A 20965-nucleotide genomic window follows, 5' to 3' on the forward strand; every position below is an offset into this window, starting at 1 on the left:
AGGCGGCAGCCGAGGGTGAGGGGGCGCTGTCGAAGGAGCCCCGTCCGGAGGGACCCCCTCACCTTCGCCCTGCCGGGCTCACCTCTCCCCGCCCGGCGGGGGGAGGACGAGGCCCTCTCCCCGCCCGGCGGGGTGAGGGGAATGCTACTCCGCCGCCGCCTGCTCCACGCCCATCCGCGTCCAGATGGCGGACAGCGCCCCGACGAGATGGTCGATGTCGGCGTCCGAATGCAGCGGCGACGGGGTGATGCGCAGGCGCTCGGTCCCGCGCGGCACGGTGGGGTAGTTGATCGGCTGGACGTAGATGCCGAACTCGTCGAGCAGCGTGTCGCTGATCGCCTTGCACAGGACAGGGTCGCCGACCATCACGGGCACGATGTGGCTGTCGTTGGGGAGGTAGGGGATGCCGGCGGCGTCGAGCCGGGCGCGGACCTGGGCGACCCGCTCCTGATGCCGGGCGCGCTCGGTGCCGCTGGCCTTCAGGTGCTTGATGCTCGCCGCGGCCCCCGCCGCCACGGCCGGCGGCAGCGAGGTGGTGAAGATGAAGCCCGAGGCGAAGCTGCGGACGAAATCGCAGAGCTTGGCCGAGCCGGTGATGTAGCCCCCATGCACCGCGAAGGCCTTGCCGAGGGTCCCCTCGATGACGTCGAGGCGATGGGCGAGGCCCTCCCGCTCGGAGATGCCGCCGCCGCGCGGGCCGTAGAGTCCCACCGCGTGGACCTCGTCGAGATAGGTGAGCGCGCCGTGAGCGTCCGCCACGTCGCAGATCTCGGCGATGGGGGCGATGTCACCGTCCATGGAATAGACCGACTCGAAGGCCACGAGCTTGGGCCGCGACGGGTCGATCATCCGCAGCTTGCGGTCCAGGTCTTCCGGGTCGTTGTGGCGGAAGATGTGGCGCTCGGCGCGGGACGCCTTGATGCCTTCGATCATCGAGGCGTGGTTCTCGGCATCCGACAGCACGACGCAGCCCGGCAGCTTGCCGGCGAGCGTGCCCAGCGCCGCCCAGTTCGAGACGTAGCCGGAGGTGAAGAGCAGGGCCGCCTCCTTGCGGTGGAGGTCGGCGAGCTCCTGCTCCAGAAGCACGTGGTAATGGTTGGTGCCGGAGATGTTGCGGGTACCGCCCGCCCCGGCGCCGCAGCGGTCGAGCGCCTCGTGCATGGCGTCGAGCACGACCGGGTTCTGGCCCATGCCGAGATAGTCGTTCGAGCACCAGACGGTCACCGGGCGCTGCCCGCCCGGGCTGTGATGGGTGGCGTGGGGAAAGCGGCCGTTCCGGCGCTCCAGATCGGTGAAGACGCGGTAACGGCCCTCGCGGTGGAGACCGGACAAGGCATCGCCGAAGAAGTCTTCGTAGTTCATGGCCGTCCCCTTCCCTATGGATCGCGATATTTCGCGTTGGCTGCTTGAGACTCGTCGTGCTGGAGCGTCAGAGAGCGTTCCCTCCCCCCTCTGCGGGGGAAGGTGGCCCTCGCGTGAGCGAAGGTCGGGAGAGGGGAGCCGCCTCTCCGGAAAAGCCTGTGCCGACCCCCCTCACGCCCGTTCCGCAGGCACCCTCCCCCGCATAGGCGGGAGGGTTCGGGGTGCCCGCAGCCTTCGGCAGGCTCCAGGCCCACAGGGCCGCCGAGGGCAGGGGCAGCATCAGGAAGCCGTGCTCCAGGGTCGCCAGCGCCATCAGCGTGGTGACGATGGTGAAGCCGGCCACCTCGTGGGCGCCGATCCCCTCCCCCATCGCGGCCCACGCGAGCAGGATCGTCACGAGGGCGGCGATGCCGACCGAGAACGGGAAGAGCGCGTTCATGCGCCGGTTCCTGAGGAAGCAGGCGAGGTAGCCGAGGCGTTCGGGCAGGAACTCGGCGTTGAGGTTGCGCACGCCGAGGAACATGTTGAGCCGCGCCGAGAGGTTCATTCCCCAGAGGATCAGGTAGGTCCACAGGGCGAATTTGTTGGGCTCAGCCCAGGTCAGGGCGAGAATGCCGGCCATCCCGGCGACGATGGCCGCCTCGTGCCACAGGCTCGTGGCCGCCGCCGCCCGGAACAGGGCGAACCCCGTCGTCGTGGGAGGGCAGCCGGTTTTGCGCGGCCCCGCGACGTAGCCCATGTAATAGCTCATCTCCTGCCAGCCCCAGACGAGGAGTGCCGCCGTGAACGCCGTGTAGGCGCCCGCCTCGCTGGTGTCCCCGGCGCTGGCGCCGATGGCGTAGAGCGCGGCCACCAGCACCAGGGTGCCGGCCGCCATGCTCCAGGGGTGGGTGTGGCGGGGGCGGTGATCGAGCAGGATGATGAGACCGGTGGAGAACCACCAGATCAGCACCGCGTAGAGCGCGGGAACGGCGTGGGCGGCCATCCTCCCGCGTCCTACCAGACCGGCTCGAGGCGGATTTCGGCGGGCATCGGGTTGTCGATGGTGGGCAGGGCATAGAGCCGGACGAAGTTCACCGCCGAGGCCGCGATCCAGGCGCCCTGTTTCAGCCTGCCCACGATCCCGCCCTGCGCCTTGGCGTCGCCGAGCTTGTTGGAACAGACGAGAAGCCGGTCGAGAGCCGCCTTGAACTTCGGATTGTCGAGATCGAGGGTGAGCGGGAATGTCTGTTTAGAGATGTCGGAGGTGATCTGGAAGACCTTGAAGTCGTAATCGGTCGGATCGACCCCGAGCGCCTTGTGGAAATGCGGCCGGCAGTGATCGCGCACATACATGGTCGCGAAGACGGCGAGCAGGAAGAACTTGATCCAGTAGCGGTTGATGCCGGTGGTCAGCTTGGGGTTGGCGCGCATCAGCAGCGCGAAAGCCTCGCCGTGGCGGAACTCGTCGTTGCACCACTTCTCGAACCACTTGAAGATCGGGTGGAAGCGTCTTTCCGTGTTGCGCTCCAGCTCCCTGAAGATCGTGATGTAGCGGGCGTAGCCGATTTTCTCGGAGAGATAGGTAGCGTAGAAGATGAACTTCGGCCGGAAGAAGGTGTACTTCTTCGACTTCGTCAGGAATCCCAAGTCGACGCCGATACCGAAATCCTTGAGCACGTCGTTGATGAAGCCGGCATGCCGCGCCTCGTCCCGGCTCATGAAGCCGAACAGCTCGCGGATGTCTGGGTTCTTGGCGCGCTTTCTCATCTCCGCATAGAGCACGCAGCCCGAGAACTCGGCGGTGATCGACGAGACGAGGAAATCCATGAATTCCTTGCGCAGGTCCGGGTCGAGGCCGGACATGTCGAGGTCGAACTCCTCGTTGCGGGTGAAGTGGCGCTTGTTCGGGTCGGCGCGCAGTTCCGCGATCAGGATGTCCCATTGCTTGCGCACGGGCTCCACATCGGTGCGGTCGAGTTCCTCGAAATCGGTGGTGTAGAAGCGGGGTGAAAGGAAGGTCGTCTCCTGGGCGGCCTTGGTGCCCTCGTTCATGGGCAGCTTGGGCGTGACGCCCTTCGGGCCTTGGTGCTGGATCGAGACGTTCACAGGCGCCTCCTCTCTGAGAAGCTGACTTCGTAGAGTTCGGTGAGCTCGAAATGGCCGGTGAACTTGGTCCAGAGCCGCTCCAGGATGCCGGCACGGGTGACCGTGGCGGTGCGGCGGACCACGAGGCGCTCGCCGTAGGGCACGGAGGTCGGCGCGTCGTGGACCTGGACCTCGTCGCCCGGCTCGATCTCGAACGCGGCGTCCAGGGTCACATGGGCGTGGAGCGTCTCGGGGGTCTGCTCGATCTCGACGGTGCAGGGCACCTCGACAATGCGACGTCCGAACGACGCGATCATCGGACCGCTCCGCTGTCGGCGAGCCTCGTCTCGGGGAGGAGCCTCGTGAAGGCGACGAAGTTCGACGGGCCGAAGGCGCCGAGATTGACGGCGCGGCCCGTCGACGGGTCGGAGAGTTCGAGGCCGCCGTCTGTCAGGCGCGTCAGGCGGAAGGGCTGCTCCCGGCCGAGGCCGGCGCGCAGGCGGGCCTGGCCGAAACCGCGCAGGGTGGCGCGGACGAAATTGTCCTGGCCGGGCTCGACGGTGGTGATGACGTCCTGGGTCCGGGCATCCCGGATGACGATTGCGCCGTCGGCACGGTCCTCCGGGGTCAGATCGACGGAGCGGACGATCCGGGCCGGCGGCATGTGCGAGAGGCCGATCCCCTCGCTGCGGCCGACCCCCACCACGACGGTCACGAACCCCATGAGCCCGAGCGCCCCGATGACCAGCGGTCGCGGAATCCGGGCGGCATCAGCCTTCGCCGTCATCGCGTCTCCTCCCTGATTTCAACTCGCGTTGGCGAGGCGCGGCGGGCGAACGGGCCGTTGCCGCGCGATAACCATAGGAGTCCCAGTTTCCTCGGTTGTGTCAAGTGCGCTTGACAGTGCGCGGGCAAGGATTTCGGCGGCACGCTTCGCATCCGGCACCGATCGCATCATCGGTTCGGGGTTGGTGACGGTCCAGGGACGGGCATGGGGCCACAGGTGAAGGTAGGCGACGCGGTTGCCCCTGCGCAGGCGTAAAGGCAGGTCACCACTCCCGTCCGTAAAGACCTTGCACCCCGCCCCCTCGACCAGGCTGAAGGGCAGGTTGAGGGTCATCGGCAGGGCGATGCCGAGGCGCATCACCACCCGGCGGTTGGTGATGGTGTAGGTGGTCGAGCGCGCCGAGAGCCAGCCGAGGAGGCCGAGGAGCGCGACCGCGCCGGCACCGACGAGGAGGGTGGGACCGGCGAGAAGCACCGCCTGTCCGAAGGCACCCTCGCCGAGGGGCGGGATCGCCGCCCACAGGGCCAGCCCGACGAACCAGAGGCCGACGAGGCGGGCATGCAGCGCCCTTGCGGCGATGCCGAAGGCGCAGGGGCGGCCCTGCCAGAGGATGTGTTCTCCGGGTGGCAGAGGCGCGGGCAGGCCCGGCGGCGCGTCGAAGGCGTTGGCGGGCACGCCGAGGGGGGATTTCACGGCGCGGCTCACAGGAACGGCTCCTGGCGTTCGGCCGTGGCGTAGAGGGTGCCGGCGCCGAAGAAGGCCATGATCCGCTCCTCCTCGTAGAGGGTCACCGAATCAGGGTCCTTCTGGCCGGGGATGTCGGCGAATTGGTGGGCCAGCAGGGCCTCGGTCTTCACCGTGCGCGAGAACCGCCCGGTCCGGCAGAAGGTGTTGGGCATCAGCACCCGGCGCCCGCCCGAGCCGAGCTCGACCTCGATGTAGCGGACCATGGATTCGCCGCGGTCGATCCAGAGGTCGGTGACCGTGCCGGCCACCTGCCGGTCGGCGCCGAACACGGTCATGCCTATCGGGTTCGGGCCGTCCTCGTGGACCACGAAATGCTCGGCGACCCGAAGCGGAACGATCCGCTTCTCGTCGTCCCATGTGCGGTCGTGGTGATCGTCGCGATCGGCGTAGGAGCCGGGGCCGATCTGGTCGTGCAGGCCGTCGCCGTCCGGCTCGAGCGGCGAGCCGGGCCAGACCTCGCGCTTGTGGCCCTTGTAGTTCCAGGCCGGCTGCATGTCGGTCTGGGGGGCGGTCTTCACCAGGCCGTTGGAGAGCAGGAACTGCTTCGGGCTCGGGATCAGGATCGGGTCGGGGCGCTTGAGGCGGCCGGCCGCCTCGCTCTCCAGGGGATAGCCTTCGCGGCGGTCCTCCTGGCGCAGGTAGAAGACGAGGCCGGCGAAGAAGATCCAGAACGCGTAGAGCACGACCTGGGCGACATCGACATAGCCCGTGATTTCACCTCTTGGCATGATCAGGCTCCTTGACCGGGGACAGGGGACGGCAGGAGGGCGCGTGCCTCCCTGCCGCGTGTGGCGGTGTCACGACTGCCGGTGTCGCGGACCAGCGGTCCGATGGCGAGGAGGGTCGCGAACAGCAGGGCGATCTCGATGTGGTAGACGATGAGGTAGCCGACGGACGGATCGCTCATGGCCTCGCCGAGCGCGCCTGATGCCGAGAGGCTGGAGCCCACGTCCCGCAGGATGCCGCTCGCGGCGATGGCGATGCCGGCCGCACTGGCCTGGACCGCGCCCCAGGCGCCGAGCGCCAGGCCGGTATCCTCCGGCCCCGCCTTCGCCATGGAGGCGGTGAGCGTGCCGTGGGCGAACAATCCGCCGCCGAGGCCGATCAGGGTGACGCCGGTGGCGAAGAGCTGGGCCGAGGCGAGGGGAGCCGCGAAGATCACTGCCGAGAAGGCCATGATGCCGACCCCGCTGCCGGCGGCCGCCACCCGGAACGGATCGCCGCCCCGGTTGAGCCAGCGCGCGGCCAGAAGCAGGCCGACCCCGCCCCCGGCCGCGAGCATGGCGGTGAGCGCCGTGGTGGCGGCGACCGGCAGGTGCAGGATCTGGCCGCCATAGGGTTCGAGCAGGATGTCCTGCATCGAGAAGGCGGCGGTGCCCAGCCCCGTGGCCACGAGGCGCCGGCGGGCGAGGCCGCTGCCGGCATAGGCGGCCCAGGATTGCGAGAAACTCGGGCGCGGCAGGTCCGTCGCCGTGCGTCCGGGCCGTCGCGCCTCCTGCTTCCAAAGGGCGATGCCGTTGAGAACGATGGTCACGACGGCCGCGCCCTGGATCACCTGGATCAGCCGCAGGGCCGAGAAGTTCGCCAACAGCAGGCCAAAGGCGATGGCGCTGACCATCATGCCGGCCAGCAGCATGGCGCAGAGGAGCGCCACCACCCTCGGCCGGGCATGGGCGGGGGCGAGATCGGTGGCGAGCGCCAGCCCGACGGTCTGGGTGGTGTGGAGGCCGGCCCCCACCATGACGAAAGAGAGCGCCGCCGCCACATGGCCGGGCCAGACCGGGCCGGTGGTGTCGCCCGACAGGATCAGAAGGGAGAACGGCATGATGGCGAGCCCGCCGAACTGCAGCAGCGTGCCGAACCAGATGTAGGGGACGCGCCGCCAGCCGAGGACCGAGCGGTGCCTGTCCGAGCGGAAGCCGACCAGGGTCCGCAAGGGGGCGAAGACCAGGGGCAGCGACAGCATCACGGCCACGATCCAGGCCGGGACTTCGAGCTCGACGATCATCACCCGGTTCAGCGTACCGATGAGGAGCACGGCGGCCATGCCCACCGTCACCTGGAACAGCGACAGCCGCAGGAGCCGACCCAGCGGCAGTTCCGGCGTCGCCGCATCGGCGAAGGGCAGGAACGGCATCAGGCCGGGGCCGAGGCGCGTGAGCAGGCGGGCGGTGAGGTCGGCGGGTTTCATGACAGGCGCCCTCCCCCTTGCGGGAAGGGTTGGGGAGGGTCGAGGCGCTTTAGTTCGACGGCGTTCGAGAGGTAGAACCCGCTGTTGACCCGCTGCGTCCGCCCCACGGCGAACCCGGCGAGCGCGGCCTCCCCGCCGATCCGGCGGCGCAGGCCGCCTTCGGTGATCGGCACGATGGCGGGCGCCCGGTCGCCGCGCGGGAAGAGCCGGCCGGCGGCATGCATCAGCGTGAGGAGCGCCGTGCGCGGGGCCACGGTGAAGACCAGGGACCCGTCGGTGCGCAGGCCGAGTTCGGCGAGGGCGCGGAAGATGTCGCCGGCGCTGTAATGGATGAGCGAGTCCATCGCCACCACGTGGTCGAAGTGCCCGAGCCGGGGGTCGAGCATGTCGCCGACGCGGAAGTCGATGCGATGGCCGCCGAGAAGCTCGGCGCTGCGCTCGCGGGCCAGATCCACCAGCGTCGGCGAGACGTCGATGGCGACCACCTCCGCTCCCCGCCGGGCAGCCTCGACGCTGAGGGCTCCCGTCCCGCAGCCGGCATCGAGGATGCGCCGGCCCGTGAGATCATTGGGCAGCCAGGAGAGCAGGTTCGCCCGCATGGCGTCCCGCCCCGCCCGCACCGTGGCGCGGATCTTCGAGACCGGGGCGTCGGTGGTGAGGCGCGCCCAGGCCTCCACCGCCGTGCGGTCGAAATAGGTTGTCAGTTGCGACCGGCGCGCCGCGTAGCTGGTGCTCGTCATGGCGCTTAACCCTCAATCGAACCCTAGGAACTCGAACAGGTCGCGGTCCTTCATCGGCATCGCCGAGAGCGGCTTGCCGCCGGCCCAGAGATGGGCGGCCAGCCGCATGTACTCGTCCGTCACCGCGATGAGTTCCGGCGTCGGCTCCATCTCGAACAGGGTCGATTTCTTAAGGCGCGAGCGCCGGACCACGTCGAGATCGGGGAAATGCGCGATGCGCTCCAGGCCGACGGCGGCGTTGAAGCGGTCGATCTCGTCGGTCTTGGCCGAGCGGTTGGCGATGACGCCCCCCAGCCGCACCGGATAATTCTTCGACTTCGAATGGATCGCGGCCACGATCCGGTTCATGGCGAAGATCGAATCGAAGTCGTTGGCGGTGACGATCAGCGCCTGGTCGGCATGCTGGAGCGGCGAGGCGAAGCCGCCGCAGACCACGTCGCCGAGCACGTCGAAGATGACCACGTCGGTGTCTTCGAGAAGGTGATGCTCCTTGAGGAGCTTCACCGTCTGGCCGACCACGTAGCCACCGCAGCCGGTGCCCGCGGGGGGGCCGCCGGCCTCGACGCACATGACGCCGTTATAGCCCTCGGCCACGAAATCCTCGATCCGCAATTCCTCGGAATGGAACTGCACCGCCTCCAGGGCATCGATCACCGTGGGGGCGAGGCGCTTCGTCAGGGTGAAGGTCGAATCGTGTTTCGGGTCGCAGCCGATCTGCAGCACGCGTTTCCCGAGCTTCGAGAACGCCACCGACAGGTTCGACGAGGTGGTGGACTTCCCGATTCCGCCCTTGCCGTAGACGGCAAAGACTTTGGCGGTGCCGATCTTCAGCGCCGGATCGAGCTCGACCTGGAGGCTGCCTTCCTCGCGGCGCGAGGCCACGGGATTACGGATGGCGATGTTCATGCGGCGACCCCTGCGGTGATGCCTTCGAGACGGTCTTCGAGCTCCTCCTCGGCACGGTCGAGCGCGTCGCGCGTGGCCGCGTCGGGAGTCCAGAAGCCGCGCTGGTGCGCCTCGATCAGCCGATGCGCGACCTTGGCGGACGCGGTCGGGTTGAGGGCGGCGAGGCGCTCGCGCATCGCCGGATCGAGGAGGTAGGTTTCGGTGATGCGCTGGTAGATCCAGGGCGCGACGGCGTTGGAGGTGGCCGACCAGCCCATGGTGTTGGTGAGATGCGCCTCGATCTGGCGCACGCCCTCGTAGCCGTGGCCGAGCATGCCCTCGGTCCATTTCGGGTTGAGCATGCGGGTCCGGGTCTCCAGGGAGACCTGCTCGGAGAGGGAGCGCACGACGCCCTCCCCCCGTGTCTGGTCGCTGATGAAGATCGGCACGGCCTCGCCCTTGGCGCGGGCCACCGCCCGGCCCATCCCGCCCAGACCGTCGAAGTAATGGTCGACGGAGGTCACCCCGACCTCCACCGAATCGAGGTTCTGGTAAGCGAGATCGACCTTGGCGAGCACGCTGCCCATCAGGGCCCGCTGGGCGGTGGGCCGGCCGTTGCGGCCATAGGCGAAGGATTTACGCCGCGAAAAGGTCTCGCTGATCTCGTCCTCGTCCTCCCAGCGGCCGGATTCGACGAGGTTGTTGACGTTGGCGCCGTAGGTGCCCTCGGCGTTGGAGAACACCCGCAGGGCGGCGGTCTCCATGTCGATGCCGTGCTCGTCCATGTGGGCGAGGGCATGCTTGCGCACGAAGTTCCGCTCCGACGGCTCGTCGGCGGTGGCCGCGAGATAGGAGGCTTCCGCCAGCAGCTTGGTCTGGAGAGGGAGCAGATCGCGAAAGATGCCCGACAGGGTCACCACCACGTCGATGCGTGGGCGGCCGAGCTCTTCGAGGGGGATCAGCGTGGCGCCGCAGAGGCGGCCGTAGCCGTCGAAGCGCGGGCTCGCGCCGATCAGGGCCAGGGCCTGGGCGATGGGGCCGCCCTCGCTCTTCAGGTTGTCGGTGCCCCAGAGGACCAGGGCGATGCTCTCGGGCAGGGGCGCGCCGTCGTCGCGGTAGCGGGCGAGGATGCGGGCGACCTGCCGCGTGCCGTCGGCCACCGCGAAGGCGGAGGGCAGGCGGTAGGGGTCGAAGCCGTGGATGTTGCGTCCCGTGGGCAGTACGGACGGGTTGCGCAGGAGGTCGCCGCCGGCGACCGGGGCGATGAAGCGGCCGTCGAGCGCCCGCAGCAGGGCGGGAAGCTCGTGGTCTTGCGCCAGCAGGGCGTCGGTGTCGCGCAGGGCGGCGAAGGCGGCGCGGTGCTCCTCGTCGAGGGGCAGGCCCGCTTCGGCCAGCGCCCGGTCGAGGGGGGCGCCCGCCACCAGGGCCTCGATGCCGGCGCGGTCGGGCTTCAGGCCGCCCGACGCGTCGGCCAGGGCGAGCAGCAAGTCGATCCGCTCCTCGGGGGGCGTGCCTTCCCCGACCACGTGCATCCCGTGCGGGATCAGAGTGTGTTCGAGTTCACTGAGTGCGAGGCCCAGCGCCAGGACCCTGCCGGACATGTCCCCGGACCAGGCCGGCTCGGCCGATGTCAGGTCGAGGGCGGAACCCTGCGCCTGGATCATCTGGCCGAGGTCGCGGCGCTCGGCTTCCGCCTCGGGCTCCAGGCCGCGCCAGCGCTCGATGGAAGCCTTGAGGTCGATGAGGCCCCGGTAGAGCCCGGCCTGGGTGAGACTCGGGGTGAGGTAGCTCACCATGGTGGCGGCCGAGCGGCGCTTGGCGATCATGCCCTCGGAGGGGTTGTTGGCGGCGTAGAGGTAGACGTTGGGCAGTGGCCCGATCAGGCGCTCGGGCCAGCAGGAATCCGACAGGCCGGTCTGCTTGCCGGGCATGAATTCGAGCGCCCCGTGGGTGCCGAAATGCAGAACGGCGTCGGCGCGGAAATCCTCGCGCAGGTACCGGTAGAAGGCGGAGAAGGCGTGGGTCGGGGCAAAGCCGCGCTCGAACAGCAGCCGCATCGGGTCGCCCTCGTAGCCGAAGCCCGGCTGCACGCCGACGAAGACGTTGCCGAACTGCGCGCCCAGCACGAAGATCTGTGAGCCGTTGCTGTTCTGGCGCCCCGGCGCCGGACCCCATTGCGCCTCGATCTCGGAGAGATGCCGCTCGCGCCGGACATGGTCGTCGGCCGGGATGCGGTGATGGACGTTGGCGCTGGTGCCATAGCGGGCGGCGTTGCCGGCCAGCACCGCGTTGCGCAAATCGTCGACGCTGTCGGGCACCGCGACGTCGTAGCCGTCGGCCTTCAGGCCCTTCAGGGTGTTGTGGAGGGACTGGTAGACCGAGAGGAAGGCGGCGGTGCCGATGCTCCCGGCATTGGGCGGGAAGCCGAACAGGACGATGGCCACCTTGCGCGCGGCCCTGTCCTTGCGGCGCAGGGAGACGAGGCGCTCGACACGGGCGGCGAGCATGTCGGCCCGCTCGGAATGGACGCTCATGTCTCGGGCATTGGCTCCGGGCGAGCGGCTGGAACGGCCGCCGAACACCATCGGCGCGGTGGCCCCGTCGAGTTCGGGGATCGCCACCATCATGGTGGCTTCCACGGGGGAGAGGCCGCGGTCGGAGGCCTCCCACTGCTCCACGGTCTGGAATTCGAGGGCGTGCGCGGCGAGGTAGGGGACGTCGAGGTCGCGCAGGGTGGTCTCGGCCGCGGCCGCGTCGTTGTAGGCGGGGCCGCCCACCAGGGAGAACCCGGTGAGCGAGACGAGGGCGTCGATGGCGGGCCGGCCGTCGCTCCGGAAGAACGCCTCCACCGCCGGACGGTTGTCGAGGCCGCTGGCGAAGGCCGGCACGACACTGAGCCCGCGCGCCTCGAGGGCGGCGATGACGCCGTCGTAATGGGCGGTGTTCCCGGCGAGCACGTAGGAGCGCATCACCAGCAGGCCGACGCGGCCCTTCATCCCTGCGGTCGGGACCGGCAGCCGCGAGGGATCCTCGCCGATCCGGCCCTTCATGCGCGGATGGTAGAGACCGGTCTCGGGGTAGCTCAGGGGCGCCGGCGCGGCGGCGATCCGGCGCCAGTTCTCGCGCGGCCCGGCGGCGTAGCGGCCGACGAGGAAGCGCACGAGGTTGGCGATGTTCTCGTCCGAGCCCGAGAGCCAGTATTGCAGGGTGAGGAAATAGGCCCTGACATCCTGGGCCGAGCCGGGGATGAAGCGCAGGATCTTGGGCAGCCGGCGGATCATCGCCATCTGGCGGGCGCCGTTGCCCTGGGCACCGGTCTTGCCGCGCAGCTTCTTCAGGAATTCGAGGGCGCCGCTTTTGGTGCCGTCCATGTCGAAGCGGTTGAGGCGGGTGGTCTTGACGATCTCGCTGGCCGAGAGGCAGCCGATCATCGCGTCGCAATGCGGGCGGCGGGCGAGCAGCGCCGGATGGATGGCGCGGACGTGCTCGTCCATGAACAGCATGGTGGAGACCACGATGTCGGCGCGGGCGATGTCGGCCTTGCAGGCGGCCAAAGCCGCCGGGTCGGTGTCCCATTCCGCCGCCGCGTGGAAGCAGAGCGTGAGCCCCGGCATCTCGTCGCGCAGCCTGTGGCGGGCGCGCTCCAGGGCGCTGGCCATGTGGTTGTCCATCGTCACGACGACGAGGCTGAGGGCGGGACGCTCAGCGTCCGAAATGCGCTTTGGCATCGTACAGCGTCTCGACGGTGATGAGGGGGAGCGCCCGCTCCCGGGCGAAGCGTTCGGTGTTGGCGCGGGCTTTGCCCCGCACGAAGAACGGGATTTTTTTCAGTTCTTTCTCGGCATCGGGAGCCCACGTGCTGTGTGCGGAACCGGAACTCCCTCCCCCCTCTGCGGGGGAGGGTGCCTGCGGAGCAGGCGGGAGAGGGGGCGACCTCTCCGGAACTGGCGCTCCCCTCTCCCGACCCTCGCTGACGCGAGGGCCACCCTCCCCCGCAGAGGGGGGAGGTAGCGGCTGGTGACCGGGGCCGAGATGGGAGGGCGCGGCGTCGGCGTGGAACTCGGAATCCTCGCGGAACATGCCGAGCAGATGCTCTTCGAGCCCCATCATCAGAGGATGGACCCAGGTGTCGAACAGGACGTTGGCGCCCTCGAACCCCATCTGCGGCGAGTGCCGGGCGGGGAAATCCTGGACATGGATCGGGGCCGAGATCACCGCGCAGGGCAGGCCCAGACGCTTGGCGATGTGGCGCTCCATCTGCGTGCCGAGAACCAGTTCGGCGGCGCTGGCCTGGATCGCCGCCTCCACCTCGAGGTAATCGTCGGTGATCGTCGCCTCGATGCCGTGGAGCGCCGCCTCCGCCCGGATCTCGCGGGCGAATTCGCGGGCATAGCTGCCGAGACCCACCACCTTGAAGCCGAGTTCGGTGGCGGCGATCCGGGCGGCGGCGAGGGCATGGGTGGCATCGCCGAAAACGAAGACGCGTTTCCCCGTGAGATAGGTCGAATCGACCGAGCGCGAATACCAGGGTAGCCGCGAGGGCGCGCCGGACAGGACCGGGGCCGGATCGACACCGGCGACCGCCGCCACCTCCTCCACGAAGCGGATCGTGGCGGCGACACCGATCGGCACGGTCTCGACCATCGGCTGGCCGAAGGTCTTTTGGAGGTGCTGCCCGGCGGCGCGCGCGATCTCGGGATAGAGCACCACGTTGAAATCGGCCTCGCCGAGGCGGCCGAGATCGGCGGGGCTCGCGCCGAGCGGCGCCACCACGTTCACGTCGACGCCGAGGGCGTCGAGAAGCGTCCGGATCTCCACGAGGTCGTCGCGGTGGCGGAAGCCCAGGGCCGTGGGGCCGAGGATGTTGCAGGACGGGCGCCGTCCGGCCTTCCCGACCGTCTCCGCCTTCGGGCCGCACAGGGTCCGCACCAGCCGATAGAACGTTTCCGAGGCGCCCCAGTTCTCCTTCTTCTGGTAGGCGGGCAGGTCCAGCGGGATCACCGGGATCGGCAGGGCCAGGGCCTTGGCGAGACCGCCCGGATCGTCCTGGATCAGCTCCGCCGTGCAGGAGGCGCCGACGATCATCGCCTCGGGGCGGAAGCGCTCGTAGGCGGCCGCGACCGCGTCCTTGAAGATCGCGGCGGTGTCCGAGCCGAGGTCGCGCGCCTGGAAGGTGGTGTAGGTCACCGGCGGGCGGGCGTCGCGCCGCTCGATCATGGTGAACAGCAAATCGGCATAGGTGTCGCCCTGGGGGGCGTGCAGCACGTAGTGCAGGCCGCGCATCGCGGTGGCGACGCGCATGGCGCCGATATGGGGCGGTCCCTCGTAGGTCCAGACGGTGAGCTGCATCGGGCTACACCTCCAGCCGGGTACGGCGGACGAGGGGGCGCGCGAACAGCTCGGCGAGATCGCCGGCCTGGTCGTAGCCCTGGATCGGAGTGAACAGCAGCTCGATCGACCATTTGGTCGCGAGCCCTTCCGCCTCCAGCGGGTTGGCGAGGCCGAGCCCGCAGACGGTGAGGTCGGGGCGGGCCTGCCGGCAGCGGTCCATCTGGTCGTCGAGGCTCTGCCCTTCCACGATCCGGGTGCCGCGCGGCAGCAGGACCATCTCGCGGTCGAGATGCCCGCGATGGAGGTAGGGGGTGCCGACTTCCACCAGTTCGGCGCCCATCTCCCGCGAGAGGAAGCGCGCCAGGGGGATTTCCAGCTGCGAATCGGGAAAGAAGAAGATCCGGCGCTGCGCCAGCATCGCCCGGTAGGGGGCGAGCGCCTGCTCGGCCCGGCGCAGCCCCGGCGCGGTGGCGGCCTCGAACCGTCCGGCCGACACGCCGAAGGCTTCCGCCGCCGCCTTGAGCCAGCCCGTGGTGCCTTCGGCTCCCAGTGGGAACGGAGCGGCGAGCCGTGTGGCGCCCCGCTCTTCCAGCGCCCGCGCCGTGTCGGCGAGGAAGGGCTGGGCCAGGAGGTAGCGGGTGTTTTCCCCGACAGGCGGCATCGCCCCGGCCCGGCGCGCGGGTAGAAACCGCACGGGGCCGATTCCCATCTCCGAGAATATCCGGGAGAACTGGTCCTCGACCACGTCGGCGAGCGCGCCGACCACGAGGAGCGAGGTCTCGGCATTGGCCGCCTCGGCGGCCGGCATCTCGGGCACGAGGGAGGCGAGGCAGGCATCCTCCCCTTGCGTGAAGGTGGTCTCGATGCCGCTCCCGGAATAGCTCAGCACCCGCACGTCGGGCGCGAGGTTGCGCGACAGCCTCTGGGCGGCGCGCGACAGGTCGAGCTTGATCACTTCCGAGGGGCACGACCCCACCAGGAACAGGAGCTTGATCTCGGGCCGGCGCGCCACGAGGCGGCCCACCACCGCGTCGAGTTCGTCGTTCATGTCGGCGAGGCCGGCGAGGTCGCGCTCGTCCATGATGGCGGTGGCGAAGCGCGGCTCGGCGAAGATCATCACCCCGGCCGCCGACTGGATGAGATGCGCGCAGGTGCGCGACCCCACCACGAGGAAGAAGGCGTCCTGGATCTTGCGGTGAAGCCAGACGATGCCGGTGAGCCCGCAGAACACCGCCCGCTGGCCGCGTTCCTGCCGGATCTCCAGGCCGTGCTCGTTCTCGAACGCCGTGACGGGAGCGTGGGCATTCATCGCGCGCCCTCCGTGAAGAGGACGACGTGGGGCGACGCCTGCAGGCGGGCGGCCCGCAGCTTCAGCAGGAATTGCGCGGCGTTGACGGCGTAGGAGGCGTAGGCGGCCAGCGCCAGGAGCATCAGCCCCGCCGTGTCGAGGGCGCCCGTGGCCAGCGCCACGAGATAGGCGGTGTGGAGGGCCAGCACGAGCATGCTGACCATGTCTTCCCAGTAGAAGGCGGGGGCGAACAGGTAGCGCCCGAAGACGTCCTTCTCCCAGATCGAGCCGGTGACCATGATCGCGTAGAGGACGAGGGTCTTGACCACGATGGAGGTGTTGGCGGCCGACGCGCCCTCCCCCGTCGCCAACGTGCGCAGGACGAGGCCGAGGCTGACGAGGAAGACCAGGAACTGGAGCGGCGCGAGGATGCCCTGAACCAGAGTCCAGGCGGAGGCGTCGCGCCGGGCGCGCTCGGCCGGCGAATAGAGAGGTCGTCTCGGCTGGCCTCCTCTTGCAGGCATCGGCTCCACCCCGTCTTGACCCGGCCCCGCATGGTCGGAGGCTCGTTGAGAGGGAGGTTAGGAACCCGCCGGAAGAGTGTCAAGCTAGCTTTACGTCGTTTTCATTTTACAGATTTGATGCAGAATAATGTGAGGGGCGGGATTGCCAAATCGTTGGCAACCGGTATCGTCATCGTCAAGGCCCGCTTGTAACCATTTTCATGTTGCTCGCAGCGTCAAAGGCATTCGCAAGTCGATGATGCGAAGTTCGACACTCAAGATCGAGCTGGATCAAGAAGCCGTCAGCAACATTGGGAGGTTCCAATGGATGACGTCAGTTCGCTTCGGGCGGCCTCGATGTTTGAGAGGTCGTCCAGCGAAGTCCATCCGCAACGTAATAATGCATTATATCCCGATCGACCGTTTCAGGATCGGAGCCCGGCTTGGGATCGTGACCTCGCCAGCGTGGTCGAAGCCGAGATCATCCCGCGGTTGATGCTGGCCCACCGGGCCGACCCCCGCTCCGAGCGTCCCGGCATCCTGCCGACGCCGGACCAGATCGCCGAGTTCGCCGCCCTGGTGCTCGCGCCCGATTGCGACGATGTGGAGAGCCGGATCGTCGTCCTCATCGAGGACGGCCTCTCCCTCGACAGCCTGCTCCTCGACCTCCTCGCCCCCACGGCACGCCATCTCGGCCACCTGTGGGAGGAGGATCTCTGCGATTTCGCGGAGCTCACCATCGCCATGGGGCGCCTCCAGCGCATCATGCACGACCTCACAGCCCGGTTCCGCTCGGAGCCGGCGCCGGATCCGCACGGGCGTAGCATCTTCCTGATGGCCTGCCCGGGCGAGACGCACAGCTTCGGCCTCTCCCTCATCGAGCGGTTCTTCCGCGATGCCGGATGGGACGTCACGAGCGCGGCGCACGAGCTCCACCCCGACCCGATCCGGACCGCCCGCACGGGCTGGTTCGACGTGATCGGGGTGTCGCTCGGCTCCGAAACCCTCCTTCCGGCCCTCGCGAACATGGTGGCGGAGCTTCGGCGCGCCTCGCGCAATCCGTCGGTTCGTGTCATGGTCGGTGGGCCGATCTTCACCGAAAACCCCGACCATTCGGTTCTCGTCGGCGCTGACGCGACGGCGAGCGATGCCCGTCTCGCCATTTCCATTGCCGAGAGCTTGCTTGATCCGCGGGCCAGACCCTGCTGAAAGACCGGCTCGACGTCGTCACATCGTGGTGATCCTTGACCAGTCTGGCACTCCCTGCAGCGGCGGAAACGTTCGCAGCGCTTCGCAAAACCCTCGGTCCCCTCGATGCGGAGGCGGCCGGGCTCCTCGTCGCCGCGGCGACGGACCTCGCGTTGATCGTCGACGCGGACGGGGTCATCCGCGATGCGGCCTTCGGCAATGCCGATTTCACCGACGAGGGTTGCGAGACCTGGCTCGGCCAGCTCTGGGTGGACACCGTCACCGTCGAGAGCCGGCCCAAGATCGCCGCCCTCCTGCGTGACGCGGCCCCCGGCGCGGTCACGCGCTGGCGCCAGGTGAACCATCCCTCCGCCACGGGCATCGACCTGCCGGTGCGCTACTCGGCCATGCGCCTGGAGACCGGCGGCCCGGTGATCGTCATCGGCCGCAACCTGCGTGCGATGGCGGCGCTGCAGCGCAAGCTCGCCGAGACCCAGCAGGCGCTGGAGCGCGACTACCTGCGCCTGCGCGGCGCCGAGACCCGTTACCGCCTGCTGTTCCAGCTCGCCGGCGAGCCGGTCCTGGTGGTGGATGCCGCCACGCGCCGGGTCACCGAGGTGAACCCGGCCGCCGCCCGCCTCATCGGCCGCGTGGAGAAGCGCATCATCGGTCAGGACGTGGTGGACCTGTTCGATGCGGGCAGTACCCGCGAGCTCGAATCGCTCTTCGCCGGCCTGCGCGTGACCGGACAGGCGGGCGACCTCGTCGCCCGTCTCGGCAACGGTCGCGGCGAGACCCGCGTCGCCGCCTCGCTGTTCCGGCAGGAAAACGCCACCAGCGCCCTCCTGCGGCTGTCGGCCGAGCCCACCGACGCGGCCCCCCCGAGCCGGACCGGGGCCTCGGCCCTCGACGTGATCCAGAGCCTGCCGGAGGGCTTCGTCGTCACCGATCCGCAGCGGCGCATCCTCGCGGCCAACGCCGCCTTCCTCGATCTGGTGCAGCTCGCCACCGAGGAACAGGTGCGCGGCGAGCCCCTCGACCGCTGGCTCGGGCGCGAGGAGACCGAGGCCGCCGCCCTGTTCTCGACCCTCGGCCATCACGGCTCCGTGCGCCACTACGCGACGAGCCTGCGCGGCGAGTATGGGTCGGTGGAAGAGGTCGAGGTCGCCGCCGTCTCGGTCCCGGGCGGCGGCCAGCCGTGCCTCGGCTTCACCATCCGCTCGACCCCCCGCCGCACCGCCGCCGCCCCCGGCGGGCGGGAATTGCCGCGGTCCGTCGAGCAGATGACCGAGCTGGTCGGGCGGGTCTCCATGAAGAACCTGGTGCGCGAATCGACGGACCTGATCGAGCGCCTGTGTATCGAGGCCGCCCTGCGCATCACCCGCGACAACCGCGCCTCGGCCGCCGAGATGCTGGGCCTCAGCCGCCAGGGGCTCTACGCCAAGCTGCGCCGCTACGGGATCGGTGACCTCGACGGGCCGGATCTCGCCGACGACGAATGAGCCTAGGCGACGGGCGGCCTGCGTCCGACTGTCGCCTTTATTTGTCGGCCCAAGTGTAAATCAAACTTGACACGTCGAGGCGTCGGAACCTAGCTTCGATGTCATGGCAACGTCGGTCTCTCCCGCTCCTTCCGCCATCCGCGGACTGCCCGCTCCCAGCGCCTTGCTGGAGCTGTTGAAGCCGATCACCTGGTTCGCGCCGATGTGGGCCTTTGCCTGCGGGGTGGTCTCTTCCGGGGTTCCGGCGAGCGGGCACTGGCCGGTCATCGTCGCCGGGATCGTGCTCGCCGGCCCCCTGGTCTGCGCCACCTCGCAGGCGGCCAACGACTGGTACGACCGCCATGTCGACGCGATCAACGAGCCGAACCGGCCGATCCCGTCCGGCCGGATGCCTGGCCGCTGGGGCCTCTACGTGGCACTGGCCTGGACCGCCCTCTCCCTCTCCGTCGCTGCCGCCCTGGGGGTCTGGATCCTCTATGCCGCCCTGTTCGGGCTGGTCCTCGCCTGGATCTACAGCGCGCCGCCCTTGAGGCTGAAGCAGAACGGGTGGTGGGGCAACGCCGCGGTGGGGCTCTGCTACGAGGGCCTGCCCTGGTTCACCGGTGCCGCCGTGATGGCCGGCGCCCTGCCCGACCACCGCATCCTCACCGTGGCCTTTCTCTATTCCGTGGGCGCTCACGGCATCATGACCCTCAACGATTTCAAGTCGGTGGAAGGGGATGCGCGCATGAATCTCCGCTCGCTGCCGGTCCAGCTCGGGACCGACCGGGCCGCCCGCCTCGCCTGCCTCGTCATGGCCCTGCCCCAGCTGGCGGTGATCGCCCTCCTCTACGCCTGGGACCGGTCCGGGCATGCGGTCTTCGTTGCCGGCCTGCTCGCCGCGCAACTCGTCCTGATGTCCCGCCTGTTGAAGGATCCCCGCGGACGGGCGGCCTGGTACAACGGCACCGGCACCACCCTCTACGTGCTCGGCATGCTGGTGGCGGCCTTCGCCCTGAGAGCCATCGCGCAGCAGGGAGCCGCGTGATGGCGCCGACCTTGGGCTGGCTCGCCATCGTCCGCCTCGGCCTCGTCCAGACCGCTTTGGGTGCCGTGGTCGTCCTCATGACCTCGACCCTCAACCGGGTCATGGTGGTGGAGCTCGCCTTGCCGGCGATGATTCCCGGCGCCCTCGTGACCCTCCATTACGCCGTCCAGGTCCTGCGCCCGCGCTGGGGCTACGGCTCGGATATGGGCGGGCGACGCACGCCCTGGATCGTCGGCGGCATGGCCGCGCTGTGCCTCGGCGGCTTCGGCGCGGCGGCGGCGACCGCCCTCATGGAAACCCATCTTTCCGCCGGCATCGCTCTGGCGATCCTGTCCTTCCTCACCGTGGGCATGGGGGCGGGTGCCGCGGGCACCTCCCTCCTCGTGCTCCTGGCCGGCGGCGTCGAGGCGCGCCGCCGGGGGGCTGCGGCCACCATCGTCTGGGTGATGATGATCGCGGGCTTTGCCATCACCGCGCCGATCGCCGGACATTTCCTCGATCCGTTCTCCGGCGCCCGGCTGGTGGCCGTGTCGGGCACGGTCTCGCTCCTCGCTTTCCTCCTGGCCGTGCTCGCGGTCGGCGGCATCGAGCCGGAGCGCGCTCCGTCCAGCCACGCGGAGGGCGCCCCGAAGCGGCCGTTCCGCGAGGTGCTGGCACGGGTCTGGTCCGAGCCGGCCTCGCGCCGCTTCACCGTTTTCATCTTCGTGGCGATGCTGGCCTACAGCGCGCAGGAACTCATCCTCGAACCCTTCGCCGGCCTCGTCTTCGCGATGACGCCCGGCGTCACCACCAAGCTCTCGGGTCTGCAGCATGGCGGCGTGCTCGCCGGCATGCTCACGGTGGCCGGCCTCACCATGGGGATCGGCGGCCCGTATCTCGGCTCGCTGAAACTGTGGACCGCCACCGGCTGCGCCGGTTCGGCCCTGGCGCTGGCGGGGATCGCCGGCGGCGGCCTCATCGGCCCGGACTTTCCCCTGCGCGTCGCGGTCTTCGCCCTCGGCCTGTTCAACGGCATGTTCGCCGTGGCCGCCATCGGCTCGATGATGGGCCTGGCGGGTGCCGGCGGCGAGGCCGAGCGCGGCACCCGGATGGGGGTCTGGGGCGCGGCCCAGGGCGTCGCCTTCGGGGCCGGCGGCTTCCTCGGGACCATGGCGGTGGATCTCGCCCGTCTCGTCAGCCCCGAGCCGGTCCATGCCTATGCCGCCGTGTTCCTGGCCGAGGCCGCCCTGTTCCTGGTGGGCGCGCTCCTGGCTCTTAAGATCGAGCACGCGGGCGCGACGCTGCTGCGCCGTGCCGCCCGCCCACGACGGCCCGTGCTTCAACCCCGCTATCGCTGAGGTGAGTCCC

The 20965-nt window shown here is 69.5% G+C and carries 18 protein-coding genes; 4 read left to right on the plus strand and 14 right to left on the minus strand.

Annotation, left to right across the window (positions count from 1 at the left end; genetic code table 11):
* Positions 1-144 precede the first annotated feature (144 nt).
* The 14 genes from hemA to bchF form a co-directional block, all read right to left on the minus strand.
* The gene (hemA, locus tag ASF08_RS19765) at positions 145-1362 is read right to left on the minus strand and encodes a 5-aminolevulinate synthase (protein ID WP_056148902.1); all 1218 of its coding nucleotides are present in this window, start codon (positions 1360-1362) and stop codon (positions 145-147) included.
* 67 nt (positions 1363-1429) lie between these two features.
* Complete coding sequence (gene puhE / locus ASF08_RS19770) at positions 1430-2347, minus strand: putative photosynthetic complex assembly protein PuhE (protein WP_056148904.1); 918 nt, start codon at positions 2345-2347, stop codon at positions 1430-1432.
* Between the two features lie 11 nt (positions 2348-2358).
* Positions 2359-3396, minus strand: coding sequence for a magnesium-protoporphyrin IX monomethyl ester (oxidative) cyclase (acsF, locus tag ASF08_RS19775; RefSeq protein WP_156629685.1), 1038 nt, complete (start codon positions 3394-3396; stop codon positions 2359-2361).
* Between the two features lie 50 nt (positions 3397-3446).
* Positions 3447-3746 (minus strand): hypothetical protein, encoded by a 300-nt coding sequence (locus ASF08_RS19780; protein WP_018043264.1) that lies wholly within the window; start codon positions 3744-3746, stop codon positions 3447-3449.
* A complete protein-coding gene (puhC, locus tag ASF08_RS19785; RefSeq protein WP_018043263.1) occupies positions 3743-4216 on the minus strand; it encodes a photosynthetic complex assembly protein PuhC in 474 nt (157 codons plus the stop codon). Before puhC ends, ASF08_RS19780 begins: the two co-directional genes overlap by 4 nt.
* An 18-nt stretch (positions 4217-4234) precedes the next feature.
* Positions 4235-4921 (minus strand): photosynthetic complex putative assembly protein PuhB, encoded by a 687-nt coding sequence (gene puhB, locus ASF08_RS19790; protein WP_056148910.1) that lies wholly within the window; start codon positions 4919-4921, stop codon positions 4235-4237.
* Complete coding sequence (gene puhA, locus ASF08_RS19795; protein ID WP_018043261.1) at positions 4918-5691, minus strand: photosynthetic reaction center subunit H; 774 nt, start codon at positions 5689-5691, stop codon at positions 4918-4920. The genes puhB and puhA overlap by 4 nt, the downstream gene beginning before the upstream one ends.
* A gap of 2 nt (positions 5692-5693) precedes the next feature.
* Entirely contained in the window at positions 5694-7154 is a 1461-nt protein-coding gene (locus ASF08_RS19800) for a BCD family MFS transporter (RefSeq protein ID WP_056148912.1), read from the minus strand.
* On the minus strand, positions 7151-7894 hold the full coding sequence (bchM, locus tag ASF08_RS19805) for a magnesium protoporphyrin IX methyltransferase (RefSeq protein ID WP_056148913.1): 744 nt from the start codon (positions 7892-7894) through the stop codon (positions 7151-7153). Before bchM ends, ASF08_RS19800 begins: the two co-directional genes overlap by 4 nt.
* A gap of 12 nt (positions 7895-7906) precedes the next feature.
* The gene (bchL, locus tag ASF08_RS19810) at positions 7907-8800 is read right to left on the minus strand and encodes a ferredoxin:protochlorophyllide reductase (ATP-dependent) iron-sulfur ATP-binding protein (protein ID WP_018043258.1); all 894 of its coding nucleotides are present in this window, start codon (positions 8798-8800) and stop codon (positions 7907-7909) included.
* Positions 8797-12507, minus strand: coding sequence for a magnesium chelatase subunit H (locus ASF08_RS19815; protein ID WP_056148915.1), 3711 nt, complete (start codon positions 12505-12507; stop codon positions 8797-8799). The genes bchL and ASF08_RS19815 overlap by 4 nt, the downstream gene beginning before the upstream one ends.
* Entirely contained in the window at positions 12482-14128 is a 1647-nt protein-coding gene (bchB, locus tag ASF08_RS19820; RefSeq protein WP_056148916.1) for a ferredoxin:protochlorophyllide reductase (ATP-dependent) subunit B, read from the minus strand. The genes ASF08_RS19815 and bchB overlap by 26 nt, the downstream gene beginning before the upstream one ends.
* Positions 14129-14132: 4 nt before the next feature.
* Positions 14133-15419 (minus strand): ferredoxin:protochlorophyllide reductase (ATP-dependent) subunit N, encoded by a 1287-nt coding sequence (locus tag ASF08_RS19825; protein WP_056148918.1) that lies wholly within the window; start codon positions 15417-15419, stop codon positions 14133-14135.
* On the minus strand, positions 15416-15922 hold the full coding sequence (gene bchF, locus ASF08_RS19830) for a 2-vinyl bacteriochlorophyllide hydratase (protein ID WP_056148920.1): 507 nt from the start codon (positions 15920-15922) through the stop codon (positions 15416-15418). Before bchF ends, ASF08_RS19825 begins: the two co-directional genes overlap by 4 nt.
* A 444-nt stretch (positions 15923-16366) precedes the next feature.
* Here bchF and ASF08_RS19835 point away from each other — a divergent pair, with 444 nt between their 5' ends.
* From ASF08_RS19835 to ASF08_RS19850, 4 genes are all read left to right on the plus strand, one after another.
* Positions 16367-17110: a cobalamin B12-binding domain-containing protein gene (locus ASF08_RS19835; RefSeq protein WP_056148922.1), complete on the plus strand. Its 744-nt coding sequence runs from the start codon at positions 16367-16369 to the stop codon at positions 17108-17110.
* Positions 17111-17145: 35 nt separating this feature from the next.
* A complete protein-coding gene (ppsR, locus tag ASF08_RS19840; RefSeq protein ID WP_056148924.1) occupies positions 17146-18591 on the plus strand; it encodes a transcriptional regulator PpsR in 1446 nt (481 codons plus the stop codon).
* Between the two features lie 103 nt (positions 18592-18694).
* Positions 18695-19618 (plus strand): chlorophyll synthase ChlG, encoded by a 924-nt coding sequence (chlG, locus tag ASF08_RS19845; protein WP_056148926.1) that lies wholly within the window; start codon positions 18695-18697, stop codon positions 19616-19618.
* The gene (locus ASF08_RS19850) at positions 19618-20955 is read left to right on the plus strand and encodes a BCD family MFS transporter (RefSeq protein ID WP_056148928.1); all 1338 of its coding nucleotides are present in this window, start codon (positions 19618-19620) and stop codon (positions 20953-20955) included. The genes chlG and ASF08_RS19850 overlap by 1 nt, the downstream gene beginning before the upstream one ends.
* Positions 20956-20965: the final 10 nt, after the last annotated feature.

It is taken from the genome of Methylobacterium sp. Leaf85, assembly GCF_001422125.1.
GTDB classification, from domain to species: Bacteria; Pseudomonadota; Alphaproteobacteria; order Rhizobiales; family Beijerinckiaceae; genus Methylobacterium; species Methylobacterium bullatum.